This window comes from Rhodococcus sp. NFXS4, from assembly GCF_058139645.1.
This window is the reverse complement of record NZ_CP192221.1, coordinates 2,068,289-2,089,215: the sequence shown is the minus strand read 5'-3', so window position 1 is coordinate 2,089,215 and position 20,927 is coordinate 2,068,289. Positions and strand designations below refer to the sequence as shown.

At 69.3% G+C, this 20,927-nt stretch carries 23 protein-coding genes; 5 read left to right on the top strand and 18 right to left on the bottom strand.

Annotated features, from left to right (window positions below; genetic code table 11):
- Positions 1 to 44 precede the first annotated feature (44 nt).
- From J4E04_RS09795 to pgsA, 7 genes are all read right to left on the bottom strand, one after another.
- Positions 45 to 239: a DUF3046 domain-containing protein gene (locus tag J4E04_RS09795; RefSeq protein ID WP_027505125.1), complete on the bottom strand. Its 195-nt coding sequence runs from the start codon at positions 237 to 239 to the stop codon at positions 45 to 47.
- Between the two features lie 35 nt (positions 240 to 274).
- On the bottom strand, positions 275 to 1,453 hold the full coding sequence (locus J4E04_RS09790) for a glycosyltransferase (protein ID WP_056444911.1): 1,179 nt from the start codon (positions 1,451 to 1,453) through the stop codon (positions 275 to 277).
- Between the two features lie 34 nt (positions 1,454 to 1,487).
- On the bottom strand, positions 1,488 to 1,661 hold the full coding sequence (locus tag J4E04_RS09785) for a hypothetical protein (protein WP_490150414.1): 174 nt from the start codon (positions 1,659 to 1,661) through the stop codon (positions 1,488 to 1,490).
- A 198-nt stretch (positions 1,662 to 1,859) separates the two neighbouring features.
- The gene (pspM, locus tag J4E04_RS09780; RefSeq protein ID WP_490150413.1) at positions 1,860 to 2,699 is read right to left on the bottom strand and encodes a phage shock envelope stress response protein PspM; all 840 of its coding nucleotides are present in this window, start codon (positions 2,697 to 2,699) and stop codon (positions 1,860 to 1,862) included.
- A gap of 31 nt (positions 2,700 to 2,730) precedes the next feature.
- The gene (gene pspA / locus J4E04_RS09775) at positions 2,731 to 3,549 is read right to left on the bottom strand and encodes a phage shock protein PspA (RefSeq protein WP_027505120.1); all 819 of its coding nucleotides are present in this window, start codon (positions 3,547 to 3,549) and stop codon (positions 2,731 to 2,733) included.
- Positions 3,550 to 3,710: 161 nt separating this feature from the next.
- Positions 3,711 to 4,061, bottom strand: a complete 351-nt coding sequence (locus J4E04_RS09770; RefSeq protein WP_027505119.1) for a helix-turn-helix domain-containing protein — start codon at positions 4,059 to 4,061, stop codon at positions 3,711 to 3,713.
- 201 nt (positions 4,062 to 4,262) lie between these two features.
- A complete protein-coding gene (gene pgsA / locus J4E04_RS09765; RefSeq protein ID WP_027505118.1) occupies positions 4,263 to 4,817 on the bottom strand; it encodes a CDP-diacylglycerol--glycerol-3-phosphate 3-phosphatidyltransferase in 555 nt (184 codons plus the stop codon).
- A 188-nt stretch (positions 4,818 to 5,005) separates the two neighbouring features.
- Between pgsA and J4E04_RS09760 the strand changes: the two genes are divergently transcribed.
- Together J4E04_RS09760 and J4E04_RS09755 are read left to right on the top strand one after the other, a co-directional pair.
- Complete coding sequence (locus J4E04_RS09760; RefSeq protein ID WP_155956972.1) at positions 5,006 to 5,584, top strand: amino-acid N-acetyltransferase; 579 nt, start codon at positions 5,006 to 5,008, stop codon at positions 5,582 to 5,584.
- Between the two features lie 37 nt (positions 5,585 to 5,621).
- Positions 5,622 to 5,906, top strand: coding sequence for a YciI family protein (locus tag J4E04_RS09755; RefSeq protein WP_027505116.1), 285 nt, complete (start codon positions 5,622 to 5,624; stop codon positions 5,904 to 5,906).
- Positions 5,907 to 5,981: 75 nt separating this feature from the next.
- Here J4E04_RS09755 and J4E04_RS09750 read toward each other — a convergent pair whose 3' ends face one another.
- From J4E04_RS09750 to J4E04_RS09740, 3 genes are all read right to left on the bottom strand, one after another.
- The gene (locus J4E04_RS09750) at positions 5,982 to 7,070 is read right to left on the bottom strand and encodes a TerC family protein (RefSeq protein WP_081821174.1); all 1,089 of its coding nucleotides are present in this window, start codon (positions 7,068 to 7,070) and stop codon (positions 5,982 to 5,984) included.
- A gap of 264 nt (positions 7,071 to 7,334) precedes the next feature.
- Positions 7,335 to 10,052, bottom strand: coding sequence for a DNA translocase FtsK (locus J4E04_RS09745; RefSeq protein WP_490150412.1), 2,718 nt, complete (start codon positions 10,050 to 10,052; stop codon positions 7,335 to 7,337).
- 66 nt (positions 10,053 to 10,118) lie between these two features.
- Positions 10,119 to 10,748, bottom strand: a complete 630-nt coding sequence (locus J4E04_RS09740) for a TIGR03085 family metal-binding protein (RefSeq protein ID WP_056444917.1) — start codon at positions 10,746 to 10,748, stop codon at positions 10,119 to 10,121.
- Between the two features lie 36 nt (positions 10,749 to 10,784).
- Between J4E04_RS09740 and J4E04_RS09735 the strand changes: the two genes are divergently transcribed.
- Positions 10,785 to 11,558: a sulfite exporter TauE/SafE family protein gene (locus J4E04_RS09735; RefSeq protein WP_056444919.1), complete on the top strand. Its 774-nt coding sequence runs from the start codon at positions 10,785 to 10,787 to the stop codon at positions 11,556 to 11,558.
- A gap of 78 nt (positions 11,559 to 11,636) precedes the next feature.
- Here the strand turns inward: J4E04_RS09735 and J4E04_RS09730 are convergent, their stop codons facing one another.
- From J4E04_RS09730 to J4E04_RS09710, 5 genes are read right to left on the bottom strand one after another with little or no spacing between them, the layout of a single operon-like run.
- Positions 11,637 to 13,661: a ribonuclease J gene (locus J4E04_RS09730; protein WP_027505112.1), complete on the bottom strand. Its 2,025-nt coding sequence runs from the start codon at positions 13,659 to 13,661 to the stop codon at positions 11,637 to 11,639.
- Entirely contained in the window at positions 13,661 to 14,617 is a 957-nt protein-coding gene (dapA, locus tag J4E04_RS09725) for a 4-hydroxy-tetrahydrodipicolinate synthase (protein ID WP_081821173.1), read from the bottom strand. The genes J4E04_RS09730 and dapA overlap by 1 nt, the downstream gene beginning before the upstream one ends.
- A gap of 57 nt (positions 14,618 to 14,674) precedes the next feature.
- The gene (gene thyX, locus J4E04_RS09720) at positions 14,675 to 15,448 is read right to left on the bottom strand and encodes an FAD-dependent thymidylate synthase (protein WP_222645317.1); all 774 of its coding nucleotides are present in this window, start codon (positions 15,446 to 15,448) and stop codon (positions 14,675 to 14,677) included.
- A 26-nt stretch (positions 15,449 to 15,474) separates the two neighbouring features.
- Positions 15,475 to 16,716: a winged helix-turn-helix domain-containing protein gene (locus J4E04_RS09715; protein WP_490150411.1), complete on the bottom strand. Its 1,242-nt coding sequence runs from the start codon at positions 16,714 to 16,716 to the stop codon at positions 15,475 to 15,477.
- Positions 16,709 to 17,629 (bottom strand): DMT family transporter, encoded by a 921-nt coding sequence (locus J4E04_RS09710; protein WP_222649176.1) that lies wholly within the window; start codon positions 17,627 to 17,629, stop codon positions 16,709 to 16,711. Before J4E04_RS09710 ends, J4E04_RS09715 begins: the two co-directional genes overlap by 8 nt.
- A 122-nt stretch (positions 17,630 to 17,751) precedes the next feature.
- Here J4E04_RS09710 and J4E04_RS09705 point away from each other — a divergent pair, with 122 nt between their 5' ends.
- Both J4E04_RS09705 and J4E04_RS09700 read left to right on the top strand, forming a co-directional pair.
- The gene (locus tag J4E04_RS09705) at positions 17,752 to 18,522 is read left to right on the top strand and encodes a trans-aconitate 2-methyltransferase (protein WP_056444928.1); all 771 of its coding nucleotides are present in this window, start codon (positions 17,752 to 17,754) and stop codon (positions 18,520 to 18,522) included.
- A gap of 38 nt (positions 18,523 to 18,560) precedes the next feature.
- The gene (locus tag J4E04_RS09700) at positions 18,561 to 19,214 is read left to right on the top strand and encodes a thioredoxin-like domain-containing protein (RefSeq protein WP_490150410.1); all 654 of its coding nucleotides are present in this window, start codon (positions 18,561 to 18,563) and stop codon (positions 19,212 to 19,214) included.
- Here J4E04_RS09700 and J4E04_RS09695 read toward each other — a convergent pair whose 3' ends face one another.
- From J4E04_RS09695 to dapB, 3 genes are all read right to left on the bottom strand, one after another.
- A complete protein-coding gene (locus J4E04_RS09695; protein WP_490150409.1) occupies positions 19,215 to 19,667 on the bottom strand; it encodes a flavodoxin family protein in 453 nt (150 codons plus the stop codon). It abuts the gene before it with no gap.
- Positions 19,664 to 20,086 (bottom strand): hypothetical protein, encoded by a 423-nt coding sequence (locus tag J4E04_RS09690; RefSeq protein ID WP_197027766.1) that lies wholly within the window; start codon positions 20,084 to 20,086, stop codon positions 19,664 to 19,666. Before J4E04_RS09690 ends, J4E04_RS09695 begins: the two co-directional genes overlap by 4 nt.
- A 70-nt stretch (positions 20,087 to 20,156) precedes the next feature.
- The gene (gene dapB, locus J4E04_RS09685) at positions 20,157 to 20,909 is read right to left on the bottom strand and encodes a 4-hydroxy-tetrahydrodipicolinate reductase (protein ID WP_027505103.1); all 753 of its coding nucleotides are present in this window, start codon (positions 20,907 to 20,909) and stop codon (positions 20,157 to 20,159) included.
- Between the last annotated feature and the right edge of the window lie 18 nt (positions 20,910 to 20,927).

Sequence of the window (20,927 nt, the reverse complement as noted above, 5' to 3'; positions counted from 1 at the left end):
CTATAAGCGAACAGGTGTTCGATACCCAGCGACACGCCGGAGGTTCACCACCGCGATCGGGGAACGTCGAACTCGACGCACAGTGCACGCCACACGTCCTTCGGATCCTCGCCGTCCTCGATGGCCTGCGCGGCGGTGCGGTTCCCGAGGCTCAGCAGCAGGTGGTCGACCAGCATCGAGTCCCCGGTCACGGTTCCGAACTGTTCGGCGACACGGTCGTGGAAGTCGGTCAGGCGCACCATGTCACCGTAACCCGGGACGTCCGCGCTCCCCCTCAGCGCGGGCGGGAGTCGACGATCACGCTGCGGCACACCGCGACGGGATCCTCGACCGCGGCGGCGGTCGCCGCGGCACGACCTGCCGCGGCGGCGTACGTCGAGTCGTTCAGCACCCGGTCGATCGCCTCCGCCACGGCGTCGGCGGACACCGGACGCACGATCGTGGCGCTTCCCTGCCGGGCCGCGCGGTTGGCCAGTTCCCACTGATCTCCCCCGCCGGGGATCACGACCACCGGGACGCCGGCGGACAGCGCCTTCGCCAACATCCCGTGGCCGCCGCCGCACACCACGACCGACGCCAGCGGCAGCAGCGCGTCCTGGCGCCCCAGTCCGCCCACCGCCCAGGACGGTAGACCGGCCGGAACGTCGTCCACCGTGGTGATAACCAGTCGACGACTCCGGCCGCGCGCACGTGAGGCCGCCGTCGCCTCGACAGTGGCCTCGACCATGGACACGGCGCCGGTCGCGGCCGTCGACGGTGCCAGCAGGATCAGCGGTTCGGTCCCCGGCGGCGGGTCGAGGAGAGCGGTCGTCGGCTCCCACAACAACGGACCGACGACCCGCGCCTCGGCCGGCCAGTCCGTCCGCGGCACCTCGAGCGCGGGGATGGTCGCGACGAGGCGCCGCGCGGGGCCGGGGTCCGACGCGGGCAGACCGACGCCCTCGCGCGCCCGAGCGCGCTGCGCCAGCCCCGCTCGGACGGAGCGGTCGGTCAGAGCTCGCATCACGGTGTCCCGCAACCGACCTCGCAGTCCCGTGCCCGGTGCGAGGCCACTCCCGATCGGGGGCAACGACACGGAGGGCCGGTAGAGCGGGTGCGGAGACAGTTCCACCCAGGGAACTCCCAGCCGCTCGGCGGCGAGACCGCCGCCGGCCGTGAGAATGTCCGAGACCACCAGATCGGGAGCCGACTCGGAGAGCACCGGCAGCAGCATCGAGGACATGTGGGCCGCTCGCTCGTGAATTCTGCGGCCGGCGTCCGCGTCGTCGTCCTCGGGCCGCGGTTCCAGTCCCGGCAGCAGGCGAGTGTCCACCCCGTCCGCTCGCGCGGCGTCGAGCCACCGATGGCCGGTGTAGACCACGGCCGTCTCTCCTGCGGCCGTCAGCGCCTTCGCGAGCGCGATGGCAGGGAAGGCGTGCCCCGCATCGGGGCCGGCGACCACCGCGACGAGCATGGGCGAAGCCTAGGTCAGCGCGGCACCGGGGACGTCAGAAGGGTGACTTCGCCGAGTCGCGATCGCCGCTCATCGCGCGGAAGAGGAAGTAGAGACCGGTTCCCACCACGGCCAGCGCCACCAGGGGGAACAGCGCCTTCAGCAGGGCGCCGAGAACGACGATGCCGATCCACACCAGAACGATCGCACCGAAAATCTTCCAGAACATGTCGAACTCCTTCTCGTCGGGGACTCCCGTCGCCGGCCGCGGTGGAGTTCACCGGCGATCCGTCGACGAGTTCGACACTGCCAGAACCGAACTGGCACAGCACCGAATCGTCCCGGAGTTCAGGGTGAAGATCGGGGTCGACCCCGAGGACGGTACGTCGATCTCAGGGTCGCGGTCGGGGTGAGACCGTCGCCGAGGTCAGGGCTTCTGCAGGTTCTCGAGGCCGAATGCCCAGCCCTCGAGGCGATCGGACGCGAACTGGAGGGCGTCCCGTCGCGCGTCGAGTGCGGTGAGCGAACCGGAGGAGCCCGGTGCGGTGAGCAACGCAGCCGCGGCGACGAGTCCGTCGAACTGATGCACACCGTCCGTCAACCGGGCCGCGGTGGACCCGATGGACCCGGACAGATGGACCGCTGCAGCCGGACTTCCCAGCGCTGCTCTCTCCATCGCGACGATGTCGTGCGCGACCTCGGTGAGAGCTGCTGACGCGGCCGCGGCGATCCGAGTCGTGTCGTGCACGTCGTCCGCGGCGACCGCCCCGGATCGAGCGAGGATGCCCGTCAGCTCGTGCAGACTGCGTTCGGCGGCCGCGAGACGTTCGATGGGCTCGCGAGCGGCGGAGCCCACCGGAGGCAGAGCACGGCGGACCGGCGCTGCTGCCGGCAGTGGCTGGGCCCGCAGCCGTCGGTAGGCCGCCGCCGCGGCCACGGCGGGCACCGCGAACAACACCGTGGTGCCCGATCCCCCGACGACGATCCAATCGGGTGCCGACGTGGCCGCCACCGTGACGGTGGCGACGCCCATGGACCCGGACGCCGCGCCGAAGAGCGTGGCCCGCCGGCGAGTCCGACGGATCCGCCGTTCGGCCTTCTTCCGCGGGTCGTTCCACGACTTGGCGGCGTCGAGGAACGGCCGCGTGACGTCGACGGCACCACGGGCTCGAGCGCGCACCAGGTCGGCAGCGCGCCCCACCTCGGCCGGTGCAGCGGGCCGCTCGTGCCACATCTGCCGTCGGTGCGGGTCGCCGTGTCCGGACATCAACGCTCCGTGAGGGTCTCGTGCAGGCAGATCAGTTGGCCTGAGGAGGCTCGGGGGTCGCCTGCGGGGACGACAGGTTCTTCTGCGTGGACACGCCGTCCGCGGAGGGGCCGGCGGTGAGCGAGTCGCCCGCCATGGAGGCACGGATCTGCTCGAGGCGGCTGTGTCCGGCCATCTGGACGCTCGCCTGCTGGACCTCCATCATGCGGCCCTGCACGGAGTTCTGAGCGAGCTCGGCGGAGCCGAGCGCGTTGGCGTAGCGGCGCTCGATCTTGTCCCGGACGGCGTCGAGGCTGGGCGTGTTGCCGGGCGCGGACAGCGTGGAGTCCATCGAGCGGAGCGACTCGCTGACGCGCTCCTGCATCTTGGCCTGCTCGAGCTGGCTGAGCAGCTTGGTGCGCTCGGCGACCTTGGCCTGCAGCGTCATGGCGTTCTGCTCGACGGCCTTCTTGGCCTGGGTGGCGGCCTGGAGCGCCTGGTCGTGCAGAACCTTGAGGTCCTCGACGCTCTGCTCGGCGGTGACCAGCTGGGCCGCGAACGCCTCGGCGGCGTTGGTGTACTGGGTGGCCTTCTCGACGTCGGCAGCCGCATTGGCCTGGTCGGCGAGGGTGACGGCCTGGCGCGCATTGGCGTTCAGCTTCTCCACCTCGTCGAGCTGGCGGCTGAGCTTCATCTCGAGCTGGCGCTGGTTACCGATGACCGACGCGGCCTGCTGCGAGAGCGCCTGGTGCTGACGCTGAGCGTCCTCGATGGCCTGCTGGATCTGGACCTGCGGATCCGCCTTCTCGTCGATCTTGGAGTTGAACAGAGCCATCAGATACTTCCAGCCCTTGACGAAAGGATTGGCCATCGGTTCTTCCTGCCTCCATGTGATCCGCCGCGTACGCGACCCGGCTGGCGACCGTCACCGCCGGTGATGCTGCGCGTGTCCGGGACACGCGGTCTGTCTGTGATCGGTACCCGCCATGATCCCATGTCGAACCACGAATGGTCGGAAACGGGACGCGAAGATCAGGCAGCGGCGAGTGCTCGCGCGGTCGGGGCCGGGATGACCACGCGCGTCTCGTCCGAGATGTGGGCCGCACCGCGCTCGGCGGGAACACCCGTCGACGCGGCCGCACTCGCCATCGTGTCCGTGAGCGATTCGCTCACATCGAACAGAACGTCCGACAGTGGGACGTCGAGGGCATCGCAGATGGCGTTGAGCAGTTCGCTCGACGCCTCCTTGCGGCCACGCTCGACCTCCGAGAGATACCCGAGGCTGACGCGCGCCGTGTTGGAGACCTCGCGCAACGTGCGGCTCTGAGCGACCCGTGTGCGGCGAAGACTGTCGCCCAATGCCTCACGCAAGAGCAGCGCCATGTGGCCCCTCCTTCATCGTGTTCGAACTACGTCGTGGTCGACCGCGGGAACGCCTGTCGGTGCACCGTCGCTCGACCCTCGTCCACCTACAACGCCGGAACGGTCCGATCGGTTCCCGCGACGCGTGTGGACACCCGTCGGAACGGGTGAGAGAACCCTAACCCCCGCCCGCGATCCGCACGCGGCGGAGCACCGGACGGCTCATCGCCCGTCGTGTGGTGTCCGGACCCGCGGCCGCACTGCCTGCACCACGTAGTCGAGGCCTGTGATCACGGTCAGCGCCACGGCCACGATCATCAGCACCATCGCTGCCGGGATCACAGCGTCGGGAAGCGGCAGAACGTAGACCCCGATGGCCACGCTCTGGACGAGGGTCTTGAGCTTGCCGCCGCGTCCCGCGGGGATGACACCGTGCCGCAGGACGGCGAACCGCAGGAGCGTGATGCCGATCTCGCGGGCACCGATGACGAGGGTGATCCACCAGGGCAGGTCCCCCAGCATGGACAGTCCGACCAGGGCCGCCCCGATCAGTGCCTTGTCGGCGATGGGGTCCGCCATCTTGCCGAACTCCGTCACGAGCCCGTGCTTGCGCGCCAGTTGGCCGTCGATGCGATCGGTGATCGCCGCGACGACGAAGATCCCGAAGGCCGCGAGCCGCCACCCGGTCTCCTGGCCACCGTCCGCGAACAGAGCCCACAGGAACACCGGGACCAGCGCGATCCGCAGGACGGTCAGGACGTTGGCGATGTTGAGCAGTGGAGCCGGAGTGAGCGGGCCCGAGCCGACGACGGCGTCCGGCGTCGGCGCGGACGCGTCACCGGGGCCACGACCGACGTCGTACTGAGCGCTCACGTCGCCGAGCCCGCTCTCGGGACGTGACGTGAGTTACCGGCGCGGGACACACGGTCACAATATCGGTACGCCCGATGACTACTGTTCACCCCATGACTTCCGACCTCGATCCGGAGACGGACTCCCGGGCGGCGCAAGATCGCGCAGACGTCCGGACCGCGTCCGGGTCCACCACCGAGCGCGTGCGCCTGCGCCGTGCCCGCACCTCCGACATCCCGGAGATCAAGCGACTCATCGACATCTACGCGGGCCGGATCCTGCTCGAGAAGAATCTCGTGACCCTCTACGAGGCGGTCCAGGAGTTCTGGGTCGCCGAGGTCGACGGTGTCGTCGCCGGCTGCGGCGCGCTGCACGTGCTGTGGGCGGATCTCGGCGAGATCCGCACGGTCGCCGTCGATCCGTCGGTCAAGGGCCACGGCGTGGGCCACCTCATCGTGTCCCGGTTGATCGACGTCGCCCGCGAACTGCAGCTCTCCCGCATCTTCGTGCTCACCTTCGAGGTGCCGTTCTTTGCCCGCCACGGGTTCTCCGAGATCGACGGGACCCCGGTCACCGCCGAGGTCTACGCGGAGATGTGTCGCTCGTACGACACCGGTGTCGCCGAGTTCCTCGATCTCAGCTACGTCAAGCCGAACACTCTCGGCAACACCCGCATGCTGCTCACGCTCTAGATCACCCACCACCCGCTCACACCGCAGGAGAACATCGATGGCCCATTTCCTCGTCAACTACACCTACTCGTCGGCCACCGCCGAGGGACGCGACCGCGTCCGCGCCGAGCACCGCGACTGGCTGCGGGATCTCCTCGCTCGCGACATCGTGGTGGTGGCGGGGCCGTACGCAGACGACAGCGGCGCCACCATCATCGTCAAGGGTGAGAGTGCGGACCAGGTGGGCACGCTGTTCGCCGAGGACCCGTTCGCGGTGGAGAAGCTCGTCGACGCCGTGGCGATCCAGGAGTGGAAGCCGGTGATGGGCGTCCTCGCGGAGTGACCCCCCTCCGGCACCCACCGGACACACGAACAGCCCGGCACCTCTCGGTGCCGGGCTGTTCTCGTGCGGGACGGATCAGCGCGAGTCGCGCTCGGTGTCCGTGACGCCGGTCGACGTGGTACCGGTCGAGGCGGCCGTGGTGTCGTCGCCGAGGACCGGGCTTCCGGTCTCGCCGTCCTTCACCGCGGGCTTCGCGTCGCCGCGGGTCTTGAGCAGGCTGGCCACGGTGGTGACGATCAGGATGCCCATGATGACACTGAGCGACACTCCGGTGCTGATCTCGGGGACCGACAGGTTCTCGCCGCCGTTGATGAAGCCGAGCTCGTTCTCGTGGAGCGCGTGGAGGACGAGCTTGACGCCGATGAACGCCAGTACCAGGGACAGGCCGTAGGACAGGTAGACCAGGCGATCGAGCAGTCCGCCGATCAGGAAGTACAACTGGCGCAGACCCATGAGGGCGAACGCGTTGGCCGTGAAGACGATGTACGGCTCGGTGGTGAGACCGTAGATCGCCGGGATCGAGTCCAACGCGAACAGGATGTCGGTGAAACCGATGACGACCAGGGCCAGCAGCATCGGGGTGACCACGCGCTTGCCGTCGATCTTCACCGTCAGACGATCACCGTGGTACTCGTCCGTGGTGGGGAGGATCTTCTTGGCGAACTTCATGATCTTGGTGTCCTGCTGGACCTCGTTCTCCTCCTCTTCCCCGGCCTCCTTGATGAGCTTGTAGGCCGTGTAGATGAGGAACGCACCGAAGAGGTAGAAGACCCAGCTGAAGTTGTTGATGGCCGCGGCACCGAGGGCGATGAAGCCACCGCGCATCACGAGCGCCATCACGATGCCGATGAGCAGCACCTTCTGCTGGTACTGACGCGGTACGGCGAATGTCGTCATGATGATGAGGAAGACGAACAGGTTGTCGACGCTGAGCGCCTTCTCGGTGACGTACCCGGCGAAGTACTCACCGCCGTAGGTCGCGCCGTACTGCCAGAACACGATTCCGCCGAAGATGATGGCGATCGTGATGTAGACGACGGACCACGTCGCCGATTCCTTGAAGGTCGGCTCGTGGGGGGTCTTCACGTGAGCGAAGAAGTCGAAGACGAAGAGTCCCAGGATCACCACGATGGTGACGATCCAGACTGTGGACGAGACATTCATGTGAGCAACTACCTCCGGTAGTCCATGGGTGGGCTCCGGAGGTCTCTCCCACAGAACCAGTGATGATGTCTCGTGTGACCACTGTGTCTGCCGATGACCCGGATCGAGGCAGGGCTCGATCGTGCTGACGGGTCCTTCGCAAGCTGGGGATACTCCCCTCCTGAGAACAACCATGCCACAGCCCCGGCCGTATGGAGGCACGCGAAGGGTAATGCACAGGTAAAACTCAGCTAGCGTGAGAGTCAATTCACAACGGGGCCACCGTCACTCGTCCGGATTGTCCGACTCTCCCGGATCCCCGCCCTTGATCGACCACAGCAGCCCGTCCAACTCGTCGGGCTTGACCAGGACGTCGCGGGCCTTCGATCCCTCGCTCGGGCCGACCACGCCGCGCGTCTCCATCAGATCCATGAGCCTGCCGGCCTTGGCGAAGCCGACGCGCAACTTACGCTGCAGCATGGACGTCGAGCCGAACTGACTCGTCACGACGAGTTCGACGGCTTGGAGCAGCACGTCGAGATCGTCGCCGATGTCGGCGTCGACGTCCTTCTTCTCCGCGGCCTTCTGCGCGGTGACGCCCTCCTGGTACTCCGGCTCCGCCTGGTTCTTGGCGAAGTCGACGACCGCGGTGATCTCCTCGTCGGTGATGAAGGCGCCCTGCAGACGGGTGGGCTTGCCCGCGCCCATCGGCAGGAACAGGGCGTCGCCCATACCGATGAGCTTCTCCGCACCCTGCTGATCCAGGATGACGCGGGAGTCGGTCAGCGACGACGTGGCGAACGCGAGCCTGGACGGGACGTTGGTCTTGATCAGGCCCGTGACGACGTCGACGGACGGGCGCTGGGTCGCGAGCACGAGGTGGATGCCGGCCGCGCGCGCCTTCTGCGTGATGCGGACGATCGCCTCCTCCACGTCCCGCGGCGCGGTCATCATCAGGTCCGCGAGCTCGTCGACGATCGCGAGGATGTACGGGTAGGGCTTGTAGACGCGCTCGCTGCCGAGCGGTGCGGTGATCTCGCCCGACTTCACCTTCTTGTTGAAGTCATCGACGTGGCGCACCCTGTTTGCCTGCATGTCCTGGTAGCGCTGCTCCATCTCCTCGACCAGCCAGGCGAGGGCCGCGGCAGCCTTCTTCGGCTGCGTGATGATCGGCGTGATGAGGTGCGGGATCCCCTCGTACGGGGTCAGCTCGACCATCTTGGGGTCGATGAGGATCATCCGGACCTCCTCCGGCGTCGCCCGCGCGAGCAACGACACCAGCATGGAGTTGACGAAGCTCGACTTGCCCGAGCCGGTGGAGCCCGCCACCAGGAGGTGCGGCATCTTCGCGAGGTTGGCGCTGACGAAGTCGCCCTCGATGTCCTTGCCGAGGCCGATGACCAGAGGATGGTGATCCTTGCGGGTCGAGGGCGCCGTCAGCACGTCGGCCAGGCGGACCATCTCGCGGTCGGAGTTGGGCACCTCGATGCCCACCGCCGACTTGCCGGGGATGGGGGCCAGCAGACGCACGTTGTCGGTGGCCACCGCGTACGCGATGTTGCGGGCGAGCGCCGTGATCTTCTCGACCTTGACGCCCGGTCCGAGCTCGACCTCGTAGCGCGTGACCGTCGGTCCGCGGGTGAAGCCGGTGACGGCGGCGTCGATCTTGAACTGCTCGAGGACCTCGGAGATCGCCTCGATCATCGCGTCGTTCGCCTGGCTGCGCGTCTTCGGCGGGTCGCCGTCGATCAGCAGGGACAGCGAGGGCAGGACGTAGTCGCCGTCGACGACCCGGTCCACGACGAGTTTGTCGTCCTCCTTCGGCTTCGCCGGAGTCGCCGCGACGACCGGAGCGGGCTTCGGCTTCGGCGTCGGCTCGACCACCGGTTCCTTCGCACGCGTGCGGACGGGCGGCGGCACCGGCACGTACTCGGTGGGAGCGTCGTCCACCGGTGCCGACTCCTCCACCGGGTACGCGTCGGTCGGCGCGGACGATCGGCGGCGGCGCGACCTCGCCGGCTTCTCGTCGACCGGGTAGCCGTCGGCGTCGAACAGGGCCGGGTCGTACTCGTCGTACGAGGAGCCGTAGCCCGCGGAGTCGTACCCGTTCGGTGCGAAGTCACCGAGGTGCGACTCCTCCTCCCAGTCCTCGTAGTCGCTGTACTCGTCGCCGCGGTTCGCCGTACCGAACAGGGTCCGCAGACGCGCGGGGATGTCGCGCACGGTCGTCCCGGTGAGGAGAAGGACGCCGAACAGGACCGCGAGCAGGAGCAGCGGCACGGCGAGCCAGACGGTGACCCCGCTGCTGAGCGGACCGCCGACGACGAAGCCGACGAAGCCGCCGCCGGACGCACGCCCGGCCAGGTCGTCCGGTGATCCGGAACCCAGATGCCAGAGTCCGAGCATCGGCAGGCCGACGAGCAGAGACCCGAGGACGAGCCGGGGGCGGTCGTCGGGAGCGGGTTCGGTCCGCATCAGGGCTACGGCGACGCCGATGCCGAGCAGCGGCAGCAGGATGGCCGCGCTGCCGACGACGGCGCGCAGCCCGATCTCGATCCACTCCCCGACCGGGCCACCGGCCGAGAACCAGAGACCGGCGGCGACGACCACGCTGACCGCGAGGCACCCGAGGGCGATGCCGTCGCGGCGGTGGCCGTGTTCGATGTCGGCGGCCTTGCCGACGGTGCGAGTGGTGGCACCGAGTCCGCGCGCGGCGAGGCCCCACCCCTTGCCGATGCCGCGACCCACGGAGTTCAGGGCCGCGCGACCGGGCGAGATCGTGCGCTTGGGGGCGCTGCGAGGTCGGGCTCCGGACGACGACCGTGCGGTACCGGACGAGCGAGTCGCCGGGGTGCGCCCGGTGGACGACCGGGGGGCGGTGGGCTTGCGCGGCGTCGTGACCGTCCGCCCGCGTCCGGTGGAGGCACCACTCGTGCCGGTGCCTGCCTTGCTCGATCCGGCCGCGCCGGATCGGGACGCGCGCGTACTCGTCTTGCCTGCCATACCCGTCAGGCTAGTCGGTCGACCCCATCCGGACCATCCGCAACACCAGTAACAGCTCGACCGCTGTCACACGCCGCGGTCGAGGCCCTTCACCGCGGCGACGTCCGCTTGGTCGCCGTCGAACTCCAGCACCACCGCATCGCGGCCGAACGCATGCAGCACCAGCTCCGACGGCTCCCCGCGCAGCGCCACCCGGCGCGAGGCCGACTTCTTCCCGAACGTCCGCCGACGACCGTCCGGGGTCTCCACGTCCACGGCCACGGGGGCTCCCCTGTAGGCGACACGGCCGAGCAGACCCAGCAGACCCCACAGGGCGGTCTGCATCTCGGCGCTCAGTTCTCGCGGAGTCGGTGCGGATCCGTCGGCCCGCCGGACGTCCTCGTGGTGGACGAACATCTCCCCGAGGTTGATCTGCGCGTCGAGGAGCTTGTACGGCGACCACACCGGAGGTCCCGTGCGCACGTCGTCGACGAGACCCACCCACTCCCCCGCGGCGACCGAGTCCTGCACGCGGCGCGTGTACCCCGCCAGCGGCGGTAGGAAGATGCCCGGAGCCGCATCCAGGCGGCGTTCGCGGATCACCAGATGCGCCGCAAGATCCCGGACGGTCCAGTCACCGCACAGGGTGGGAGCGTCCGGACCGACCTTCGCCATCGTGTCGGCCAGTTCCAGACGTTCGTCGTGCGCAAGGCTCATGACACACGAATCTAGCCGTGTCGTACGGTCGCCGGTGTGCCCGTCTCCGAAATAGTCCTCGTGCTGCTCGCGGGGTTCGCCGCCGGTGGCATCAACGCCGTCGTCGGGTCAGGAACGCTCATCACGTTCCCCACTCTCATCGCCTTCGGTTACCCACCCGTCACGGCGACCATGAGCAATGCGATCGGACTGGTGGCAGGCAGCGCCTCCGGCGCATGGGGCTACCGACGCGAACTACGCGGCCAGTGGTCGCGGTTGCGCTGGCAGCTCCCCGGATCGCTGCTCGGCGGCGTGCTCGGTGCCTGGCTCCTGCAGCACCTGCCCGAGAAGACCTTCACCGCCGTGGTTCCGGTGCTGCTGATCCTGGCGCTGGTCCTGGTGGTCACCGGCCCCCGCATCCAGGCCTGGGCCCAGAAGCGCTCCGAGCCGGACACCGCCGCCGGGATCGGCCGCGGACGCTTCGTGCTGCTGGTGATCGGGACGTTCGCCGTGGGTGTCTACGGCGGCTACTTCACCGCGGCCCAGGGCATTCTGCTGATGGGCGTCATGGGCGCGTTGCTGCCGGAGAACATCCAGCGCATGAACGCGGCCAAGAATCTGCTGTCGCTCGTGGTCAACGTCGTGGCGGCGGCATCGTTCATCATCTTCGCCTTCGACCGGATCAGTTGGGCGGCAGCCGGTCTCATCGCCGTCAGCTCCCTGATCGGCGGCGCGGTGGGAGCACGGTACGGCCGGCGTCTGTCACCGCGGGTGCTGCGTGCCTGCATCGTCCTGCTGGGCCTCGTCGGTCTGTACAACCTGCTCGCCTAGCCGGCCGACGACGGGGCGAGAGACACGACAGGCCGGCGCCGGGGTGTCCCCGGGGCCGGCCTGTCGAGTGCGACCGTGTCAGCTCGGCGTGACCTCGAGCACGGTCGGCACGATCATCGGCTTGCGGCGGTACTTGTCCGCCACCCAGCGACCGACGATGCGGCGGACCGACTGCGCGATGCGGTGCGTGTCCCGCACACCCTCGCCGGCGAGACGCACCAACTCCGCCTCGACCAGCTGCGCCGCTTCCTTCAGTGCCGCGGGATCGTCGGAGAAGCCGCGACCCGAGACTTCGGGAGTGCCGACGGACTTGCCGGTGGTGGTGTCCACGGCCATGGTGATGGCGATGAAGCCGCCCTCACCGAGGACGAGGCGGTCGGACAACGTCGAGTCGCCCACGTCGCCGACGGACAGGCCGTCGACGTACACGTGGCCGACCGGCACCTGGCCGACGATCTCGGCGAGGCCGTCGACCATATCCACGACGACGCCGTCCTCGGCCAACACCACGCGCTCCTCCGGCACACCCGTCGACACCGCGAGAGCGGCATTGGCGCGCAGGTGCCGCCACTCGCCGTGTACGGGCATCGCGTTGGTGGGACGGACCGCGTTGTAGAGGTACAGCAGCTCGCCGGCCGACGCATGGCCGGAGACGTGCACCTTGGCGCTCTGCTGCGTGACCACCTTGGCGCCACGCTTCGCGAGCCCGTTGACGACGGCGAACACGGAGTTCTCGTTGCCGGGGATCAGCGACGACGCGAGGACGACCAGGTCGTCGGCGCGGATGTTGATCTGACGATGCTCACCCCGCGCCATCCGGGACAGCGCGGAGAGCGGCTCGCCCTGCGAGCCGGTGGAGACCAGGACCAGCTTGTCGTCCGCGAGTTTCGTCGCGGTGTCCATGTCGACCTCGACACCCGAGGGCACCGTCAGGTACCCGAGCTCCTGGGCGATGGCCATGTTGCGCACCATCGACCGCCCGACGAAGGCGACCTTGCGGTTGTAGCGGTGTGCGACGTCGATGACCTGCTGGATGCGGTGCACGTGGCTCGCGAACGACGCGACGATCACGCGGTTCCTGGCCTTGCCGATGACCGTGTCCAGGACACCGCCGATCTCACGCTCGGGCGTGACGAATCCGGGCACCTCGGCATTGGTGGAGTCCACCAGGAAGAGGTCGACACCCTCGTCGCCGAGTCGCGAGAACCCGCCGAGATCGGTCAGGCGGCCGTCGAGCGGCAGCTGGTCGAGCTTGATGTCGCCGGTGTGCAGCGCGACACCGGCATCGGTACGGATGGCGACGGCGAGCGCGTCGGGGATCGAGTGGTTGACCGCGAAGTACTCGAGCTCGAACGGTCCGTGGTTCGTGCTCTCGCCCTCGCGCACCTCGACGAGCTTCGGCTTCTGGCGGTGCTCACGGCACTTCGCCGCCAGCAGCGCCAACGTGAACTTGGAGCCGATGACCGGGATGTCCGGGCGCAGGCGCAGCAGGAACGGCACGGCACCGATGTGGTCCTCGTGACCGTGGGTGAGCACCAGGGCGACCACGTCGTCCATCCGGTTCTCGATGTGACGGAAGTCCGGGAGGATCAGGTCGACACCGGGCTGTGCGTCCTCGGGGAAGAGCACACCGCAGTCGACGATGAGCAGCTTGCCCTTGTGCTCGAAGACCGTCATGTTGCGGCCGATCTCGCCGATGCCGCCGAGGGCGACGACGCGGAGACCGTTCTTCGGTGCCTTGGGCGGAGCTCCGAGTCGCTGCGTCTTGTCCACGACCGTGCGCGCATCGGGTCGCTGGATGGCAGCGGAGTTCTGCGGGGTGCGCGCGGGACGCGACCGAGGACCGCGGCCCCCACCCGAGCCCGAGTTGCCGTTCGACGATCGCGAGCCGCCCGACTGGCGGTCGCGGCCGGTCGGCGCGTCCTTCACGGGCGCCTCCTTCACGGGAGCGGCTTTCGCCGGCGCCTGCGCCGCGGGGGCGTCCTGCACGGGCGCGGCCTCGGCCTTCGGTGCAGGAGGAGCGGGCTGCTGTTCCTGCGGAGGAAGTTCCGCGGGCGGTCCGGCACTACGGGTGGCACTGCGCCGCCTGGGCGGTCGAGTCATCAAAGAACTCCTGCACGGTGAAGATCGGCTGCCAGAGCATCGATCTGATCGGTGGACGGTGGAACTTGCGGCAGACGGGGCTCCCCCACGTCGATGCCGAGAAGACGAAGGCCCGCCTTGGAGCCCGTGACGCCGCCGAGTCGGGCGAACGACCGCACGATCGGGAGCAGACCGACGTTGATGGCTTGCGCTGCGGCGATGTCGCCCGCGGCCCAGGCGGAGTGGAGATCCCGGAGCTTGCCGGGCACGAGGTGCCCGATGACGCTGACGAAGCCGACGGCCCCGACGGACAGCCAGGGCAGGTTGAGCGGGTCGTCGCCCGAGAAGTACTCGAGACCGGTCGAGGCGATGAGTTCGGCTCCCGCGGCGAGGTCGCCCTTCGCGTCCTTGACGGCGAGGATGCGCGGATGATCGGCGAGGCGACGCAACGTCTCCGTCTCGATCGGCACCACCGAGCGGGGCGGGATGTCGTACAGCATGACGGGCAGATCGGTCGAGTCGGCCACGGCGACGAAGTGGGCGTACAGGCCGGCCTGCGGCGGGCGCGAGTAGTACGGGGTGACGACGAGCAGTCCGTGTGCCCCGGCGTCGGCGGCGGCACGAGCGAGTTCGATGCTGTGCGCGGTGTCGTTGGTACCGGCGCCGGCGACGATGCGAGCGCGATCTCCGACGGCAGCGACCACGGCGCGCAGCAGGTCGGCCTTCTCGCGATCCGTCGTGGTCGGCGACTCGCCCGTCGTTCCCGAGATCACGAGGCTGTCGCACCCGCTCGAGACCAGATGCGCGGCCAGTGCGACGGAGGCGTCGATGTCGAGAGCACCGTCCGGAGTGAACGGTGTCACCATCGCGACGGAGACGGCACCGAACGGCGAGGGCGTGCTGCTCGTCTGCACTCGTGCCGCAGTGTCGACAGTCCCCGCAGCGTCGACAGTCCTCGCGGTGTCACCGATGGTCATGGTCAGGAAGGTTACCCGGTCCCCGTCCGGCCGCCGGACCCCCACGACCCGCGCCGCCTATTCCCCCGCGTACGAACTCCTGGCGACTTCCGTTCCGTCGGCCAGTGTCTCGATCTCGAAGTCGGCGAAGACGTCGGGTGCGACCTCGACGAGGCGCCGCAGGCAGGCCACCGCGAGCCGTCGGATCTCGAGATCCGCGTGCTCGGAGGCCCGCATGGTGACGAAATGCCGCCACGACCGGTAGTTCCCGGTCATCACCAGGCGCGTCTCCACGGCGTTCGGGAGCACTGAGCGCGCGGCCTGCCGCGCCTGCTTCCCGGCGACGACCGCAGGCGAGTCCGCACCGGTCTCCGCTTCGAGTGCGGACAGCAACGCGTCGTACGCGGCACGGGACGAGTCGGTCGCATTCTGGAACAACTCACGCAACGTCGCGTCGGACTCGAGAGCTGGAGGCACGACCATCAGCGCGTCGCGTTCGGACACCGAACGCTGGGAGAGCTGAGAGAAGGAGAAGTGGCGGTGCCGGATCAACTCGTGACTGCAGGATCGTGAGATGCCGGTGATGTAGAAACTCGCGGACGCGTGCTCGAACACCGACCAGTTCCCCACGGCCAGTAGATGGTTGAGATACCCGGCGTTGGTCGCGGTGCGCGGATTGGGCTTCGACCAGCTCTGGTAGCAGGCCCGGCCGGCGAACTCGACCAACGCCTGACCGCCGTCGGCGTCGGTCCCCCACGGCACCTCCGACGGAGGGGTGAAGGACGTCGCGGCCACGAGCTGAACGGACAACGGGGCACCGGCTCGATGCTCTGACACTGGACGCTGGGACATTCGACACAGACTATGGGGTGGCGGAGTCATCGAGAGACGGCGCGTACCTCGCGGCCCAGGTCGGCCGCGAGATCACCACGGTCACCGACCACGACGTCGGCCACGTCCAGCCATCGCGCCATCTCCGTCACCGACGCGGCCAGCGCCGCCGCCACCTCGCCACGGCGGCCGCGGGCGTCGACGGAGGGCTCGGTGAACGCACCGGGCACCGTGAGCACTCCGGCGGAGCGATCGACCCGGATGTCGACGCGGGCGACGAGCTCGTCGTGCAGCAGGAACGGGAAGACGTAGTACCCGTACGTCCGCTTCGGCTCGGGCGTGTAGATCTCGATGCGGTAGTGGAAGTCGAAGAGACGCTCGGTGCGCGGACGCCCGAAGATCAGCGGATCGAACGGGCACAGCAGTGCGGCCGACTCGACCGACCGCGGTACCCGGGTGTCTCGATGCAGGAAAGCCTGATCCCGCCACCCGGTCACGGTCACGGGCACCAGCACGCCCGCGTCCACCAGGTCGGCCACGGCCCGAGTGGTCTGGGCCGCCGACAGCCGGTAGTGATCGCGCAGGTCGGCCGCCGTGGCGACCCCCATCGCCTCGGCCGACTTCTCGACGAGCTGACGCACCGCGTCCACCTCGTCCACCCGTCGCGACACGACGTCCGGGGGCAGCACGCGCTCGGCGAGGTCGTACAGCCTCGTGAACCGTTCCCGCCGCGGTACCGACAACACGCCGCCGGCGAAGAGCTGTTCGCACACCACCTTGACGTCACTGTGGTCCCACCACGGCCCCTTGGGGCCGGGTCTCCGGCGATCCAACAGAACTTCGAGCTCTCGCGCGGTGACGGGCCCCTGGTCGCGGATCGCGTCGAGCACGTCCTCCACCAGTCCGGGACTGCGCGCAGCGACCCTCGCGGCGCCGCCCCACCGACCGTGCTCGTACTGATCCATCCGCCACCGCATCAGCGGCCACTCGGCGACGGGCAGGAATGCCGCCTCGTGCGCCCAGTACTCGACGAGCAGGCGCGGCGATCGCGCCGTGTCGGTCCACGCCGCATCGTCCAGCGCCTGACGGTCGTAGGGGCCGACACGACTGAACACCGGCGCGTAGTGCGCCCGCACCGCCGCGGACACCGAATCGATCTGCAGCAACTTCGTCGAGCGCACCACACCCGCCACCGCGCGCCTGCCGGAGACCGCACCGGACCGCGCTCGACCGAAGCCCTGGGCCGCGACGGCCGTGCGACGCGCTGCCGCCGCGGACAGCTCACGCATGGGCACCGCCCGCGTTCGTCCGGGCGTGGGTCACTCCGGCGTCGACGACGGACACCAGGAGCAGCACCGCACCGACGGCGCCCACCGCCGTGAGTCGTTCGTCCAGCAGGATCACTGCCAGGACGGTACCGGTGAGAGGTTCGAGGAGTGCGACGACCGCCGCCGTCGACGCCGCCGCGGTCCGCAGTCCGCGGAAGTACGCGCTGTAGGCCACAGCCGTCGGGACGAGGGCGAAGCTGAGCACGAGGAGAATGCTCGTCACCGACACGACCGGGAGCAGCGCCGTGCGGTCCGTGGCTGTCGCTGCCACCGCGAGCAGCGCCCCGCCCAGCACGAACGACCATCCGGTGACGACGGTGTCGTCGCCCTGCGCGGCATGTCGACGACCGACGAGGGTCATCGTCGCGAACGCACTGCCCGACACCACCGCCAGAGCGCCGCCCACGACGGTGGACCGCAGATCGCCGTCGGCCGGGGAACCGACGAGCAGCCCGAGCCCCGCGACACCGACGACGACGGTCCGCACGACGGCACCCGCCGGGCGGCGACGTGCCGTCAGCGACTCCACGAGGACGACCACCACGGGAGCCGACCCGATGGTCACCAGGGTCGCGGCCGCCACGCCCGCCGTGATGGTGGCCGCGAAGTAGGCACCCTGGAAGACCGCGGCGAGTGTTCCGATGACGGCGATGCGACGCCACACAGGTCGGCCGCGCGGCAGGACGCCCCCGGTCGCGGCCACGACCGCGAGGAGCATCAGCCCGCCGAGGCCGAGCCGGTACGCGGCGACCGCGGTGGACGGGAGGTCCGCGGAGCGACCCAGCGCGGTTCCGAGAACACCGCCGGTCCCCCACAGCACGGCGGCGACGACGAGCAACGCCACACCTGATCGCGGCGCACTCGTGTGCGGCACCGGCAGCCTCCTCACCCTCACGTGTCCAGCGACCGTAGCGCCGGTGGACAGTACTGCTCACTCCGGCGTAACGTGCGTAACAGTACAAGCGTACTGTTTGCCGGCCCGTCGAAGGAGCCATCATGTGGAGCCCGTCCGACTACCTCACCTTCGCCGACGAGCGCACCCGTCCGTTCCGCGAACTGCTCGCACGCATCTCTGTCGGGAGTCCCCGGCGCGTCGCCGATCTCGGCTGCGGCCCGGGCAATGCGACGGCGTTGCTCGCGCACCGCTGGCCGGACGCCGCCGTCGAGGCGTCGGACAACTCGCCGGACATGGTCGCGGCCGCGCGCGCTGCCGGTCTGGACGCCACCGTGCTCGACGTGCGGGACTGGGTGCCGTCCTCCGACACCGACGTCGTCGTCTCCAACGCGACTCTGCAGTGGGTGCCCGAACACCGGGAACTGCTGGCGCGCTGGCCCGGCCAGTTGCCGGACGGTGCCGTGATCGCCGTCCAGATGCCCGGCAATTTCGATGCACCGTCGCACCGCATCATCCGGGACCTCGCGACATCGGACGCCTGGGCACCGCGACTTCCCACTCTCGAGCTGCGGCACGCGAACGCCGTGGACGATCCCGAGCAGTACGCCGACCTGCTGGCCGCCCGGGGTTGCGCCGTGGACGCCTGGGAGACCACGTACGTCCAGCAACTCCGTGGTGCCCGGCCCGTTCTCGACTGGGTCTCCGGCACCGCTCTCACCCCGATCTTCGACCTCCTCGACGAGAAGGGTCGGGACGAGTTCCGCGACGACCTCGCTCCGTTGTTGGCCGAGGCCTACCCGGCACGATCCGACGGGACCACCTTCTTCCCGTTCCGACGCGTCTTCGTCGTCGCGGTGGTGCGGAACGGCTGACGAGCAGGACGGTGCGGCCGGACGGATACTCTCGAATCATGCATCGGTCGGCGCTCGTTCCCCTGATCCTGTCGGCCGCCCTCCTCGCCGGGGGCTGCGGCAGGGCCGTCGAGGGACGTCCGACGGCCGACGCGTGGGTGCCCACCGCCGACAATCCCGACCCCTCTCTCGCGCTCGACGGCATCGAGGTGGTCGACTACCCGCCCGCCTACCACGTACTGCCGAACTACCGTGTGGCGTACGCCTTCTCACCGCCGATGGGCGGTCGACACGACAACGCGTGGGCGACGTGCACCGGCGTGGTCTATCCGGAGGCCGTGCGCACCGAGAACATGGTGCACTCCCTCGAACACGGTGCCGTGTGGATCGCATACGACCCCGCAGCGCTCGACGACGGCGAGATCGCAGCCCTGGCCGCGCGGGTGGAGGGCGAGCCGTACCTGATGATGTCGCCGTATCCGGGCATGGATCGCCGGATCTCGCTGCAGTCGTGGGGGCATCGCCTGGCAGTGGAGAGCAGCGACGACGAGCGCATCGACCGTTTCGTCTCGGCACTGCGCCTGAATCCGAACACTTTCCCGGAGCCCGGCGCGACGTGCGCGACCCTGCCCACCACGTTCGACACGGCGAACCCGCCGGCGTTCGTCGAGAGCGCGCCGGATCCCGCATCCCCGCTGACCCTTCCGGAGTGATCAGGCAGGCATGATCGTCGCGGCCACCGTGCCACCGAGTTCGACGAGCCGTTCCCGCGCAGCGGCGTCGAACCCGGTCACCTCGACGGGCACCGCGGCCGGCTCGAGGCCCCATCCGCTCACGATGCTCGTCAGTGCGCGCACCGCGCCCGCAGTGTCGTTGTTGCCGTACACCCAGGCGCCCCAGAGCTTTCCGTTCATCGACCCGAGCGTCGGGTAGTACACCGTGTCGAGGAAATGCTTGAGAGCACCCGACATGTACCCGAAGTTCGCGGGAGTGCCGAGGAGGATGCCGTCCGCGTCGACCACGTCGGCGATCGTGGCACCCAGGGCCGGGCGCACCCGGACGTCGACGCCCTCGATGTCCGGATCCCGCGCCCCGGCCAGCACCGCCTCGAGCATCTCCGCCATGGGCGGCGACACCGTGTGGTGCACCACCAGCAGGACGGTCACGCGCTCTCGGTGCGCTCGAGTTCCACGGCGCGCCGCATGATCTCGCGTGCGCGCCCGCGATCGCCCGCGTAGTCGTACGCACGGGCGAGACGGTAGTTCGTGCGCCAGTCGTCGGGCGACTTCTCGTACTCCGCCTTGACGTCCGCGAAGAGCGAATCCGCCGCGCCGCGCTCGATGCGCCCGGACGGCATGCGCGGAAGGTCGTCGACGTCCAGCTCGAGATTCTCGTCGTGAATCCGACGGGCGAGGTGCTGGTGCCGGAAACCCGCCCGCAGCGTCGCCGCCACGATCCACAGGCCCAGCAGCGGAAGGATCAGCACACCGATACCCAGCCCGATGTTCACCGGACCGCCGAGCTGGATGAAGTCGATCCCGCGCCCGCCCAGAATGACGAAGTAGACGCCGAGAACCAACACCATCACGGCGATGATCGCGACCACTCGCGAATACTTGCTCACTCCGACCGTCCTCCGGACTTCCCGCTGCTCATCACAGATCCATCAGCGGTTCGATGCCCAACGTCAACCCGGGCCGCGCCGCGATGGACCGGACGCCCAGCAACACACCGGGAGTGAAGGAGGTGCGGTCGATCGAGTCGTGCCGGATGGTGAGAGTCTCGCCCTGCGTTCCCAGGAGCACCTCCTGGTGCGCCACCAGACCGGCGAGGCGCACGGAGTGCACACGCACTCCGTCGACGTCGGCGCCGCGCGCACCGTCGAGTTCGGTGGTGGTCGCGTCGGGACTCGGGCCCACTCCCGCCGCGCGCCGCGCGTCCGCGATGAGCGCCGCCGTGCGGTACGCGGTGCCGGACGGCGCGTCCGCCTTGTTCGGGTGGTGCAGCTCGATCACCTCGACCGAGTCGAAGAAGCGTGCCGCCTGCTGCGCGAACGCCATCGACAGCACGGCGCCGATGGCGAAGTTGGGAGCGATGAGCACTCCGGTCGCGGGCGAGTCCGCGAGCCAGGACCGCACCTGATCGAGTCGCTCGTCGTCGAACCCGGTGGTGCCCACGACGGCATGGATCCCGGCGCCGATCAGGTACTGCAGGTTGTCCATGACGACACTGGGATGGGTGAAGTCGACCACGACCTGCGCGCCGTTCTCGGCGAACGTCTCGAGCCGGTCGTCCTTGTCCACGCGAGCGACGAGCTCCGTGTCGGCCGCGGCCTCGACGGCCTCGCACACCGCCTGGCCGACCTTGCCGGCCGCGCCGAGTACTCCGACACGTATCGCCTCTGTCACCTGTTCACCCCTCACCTG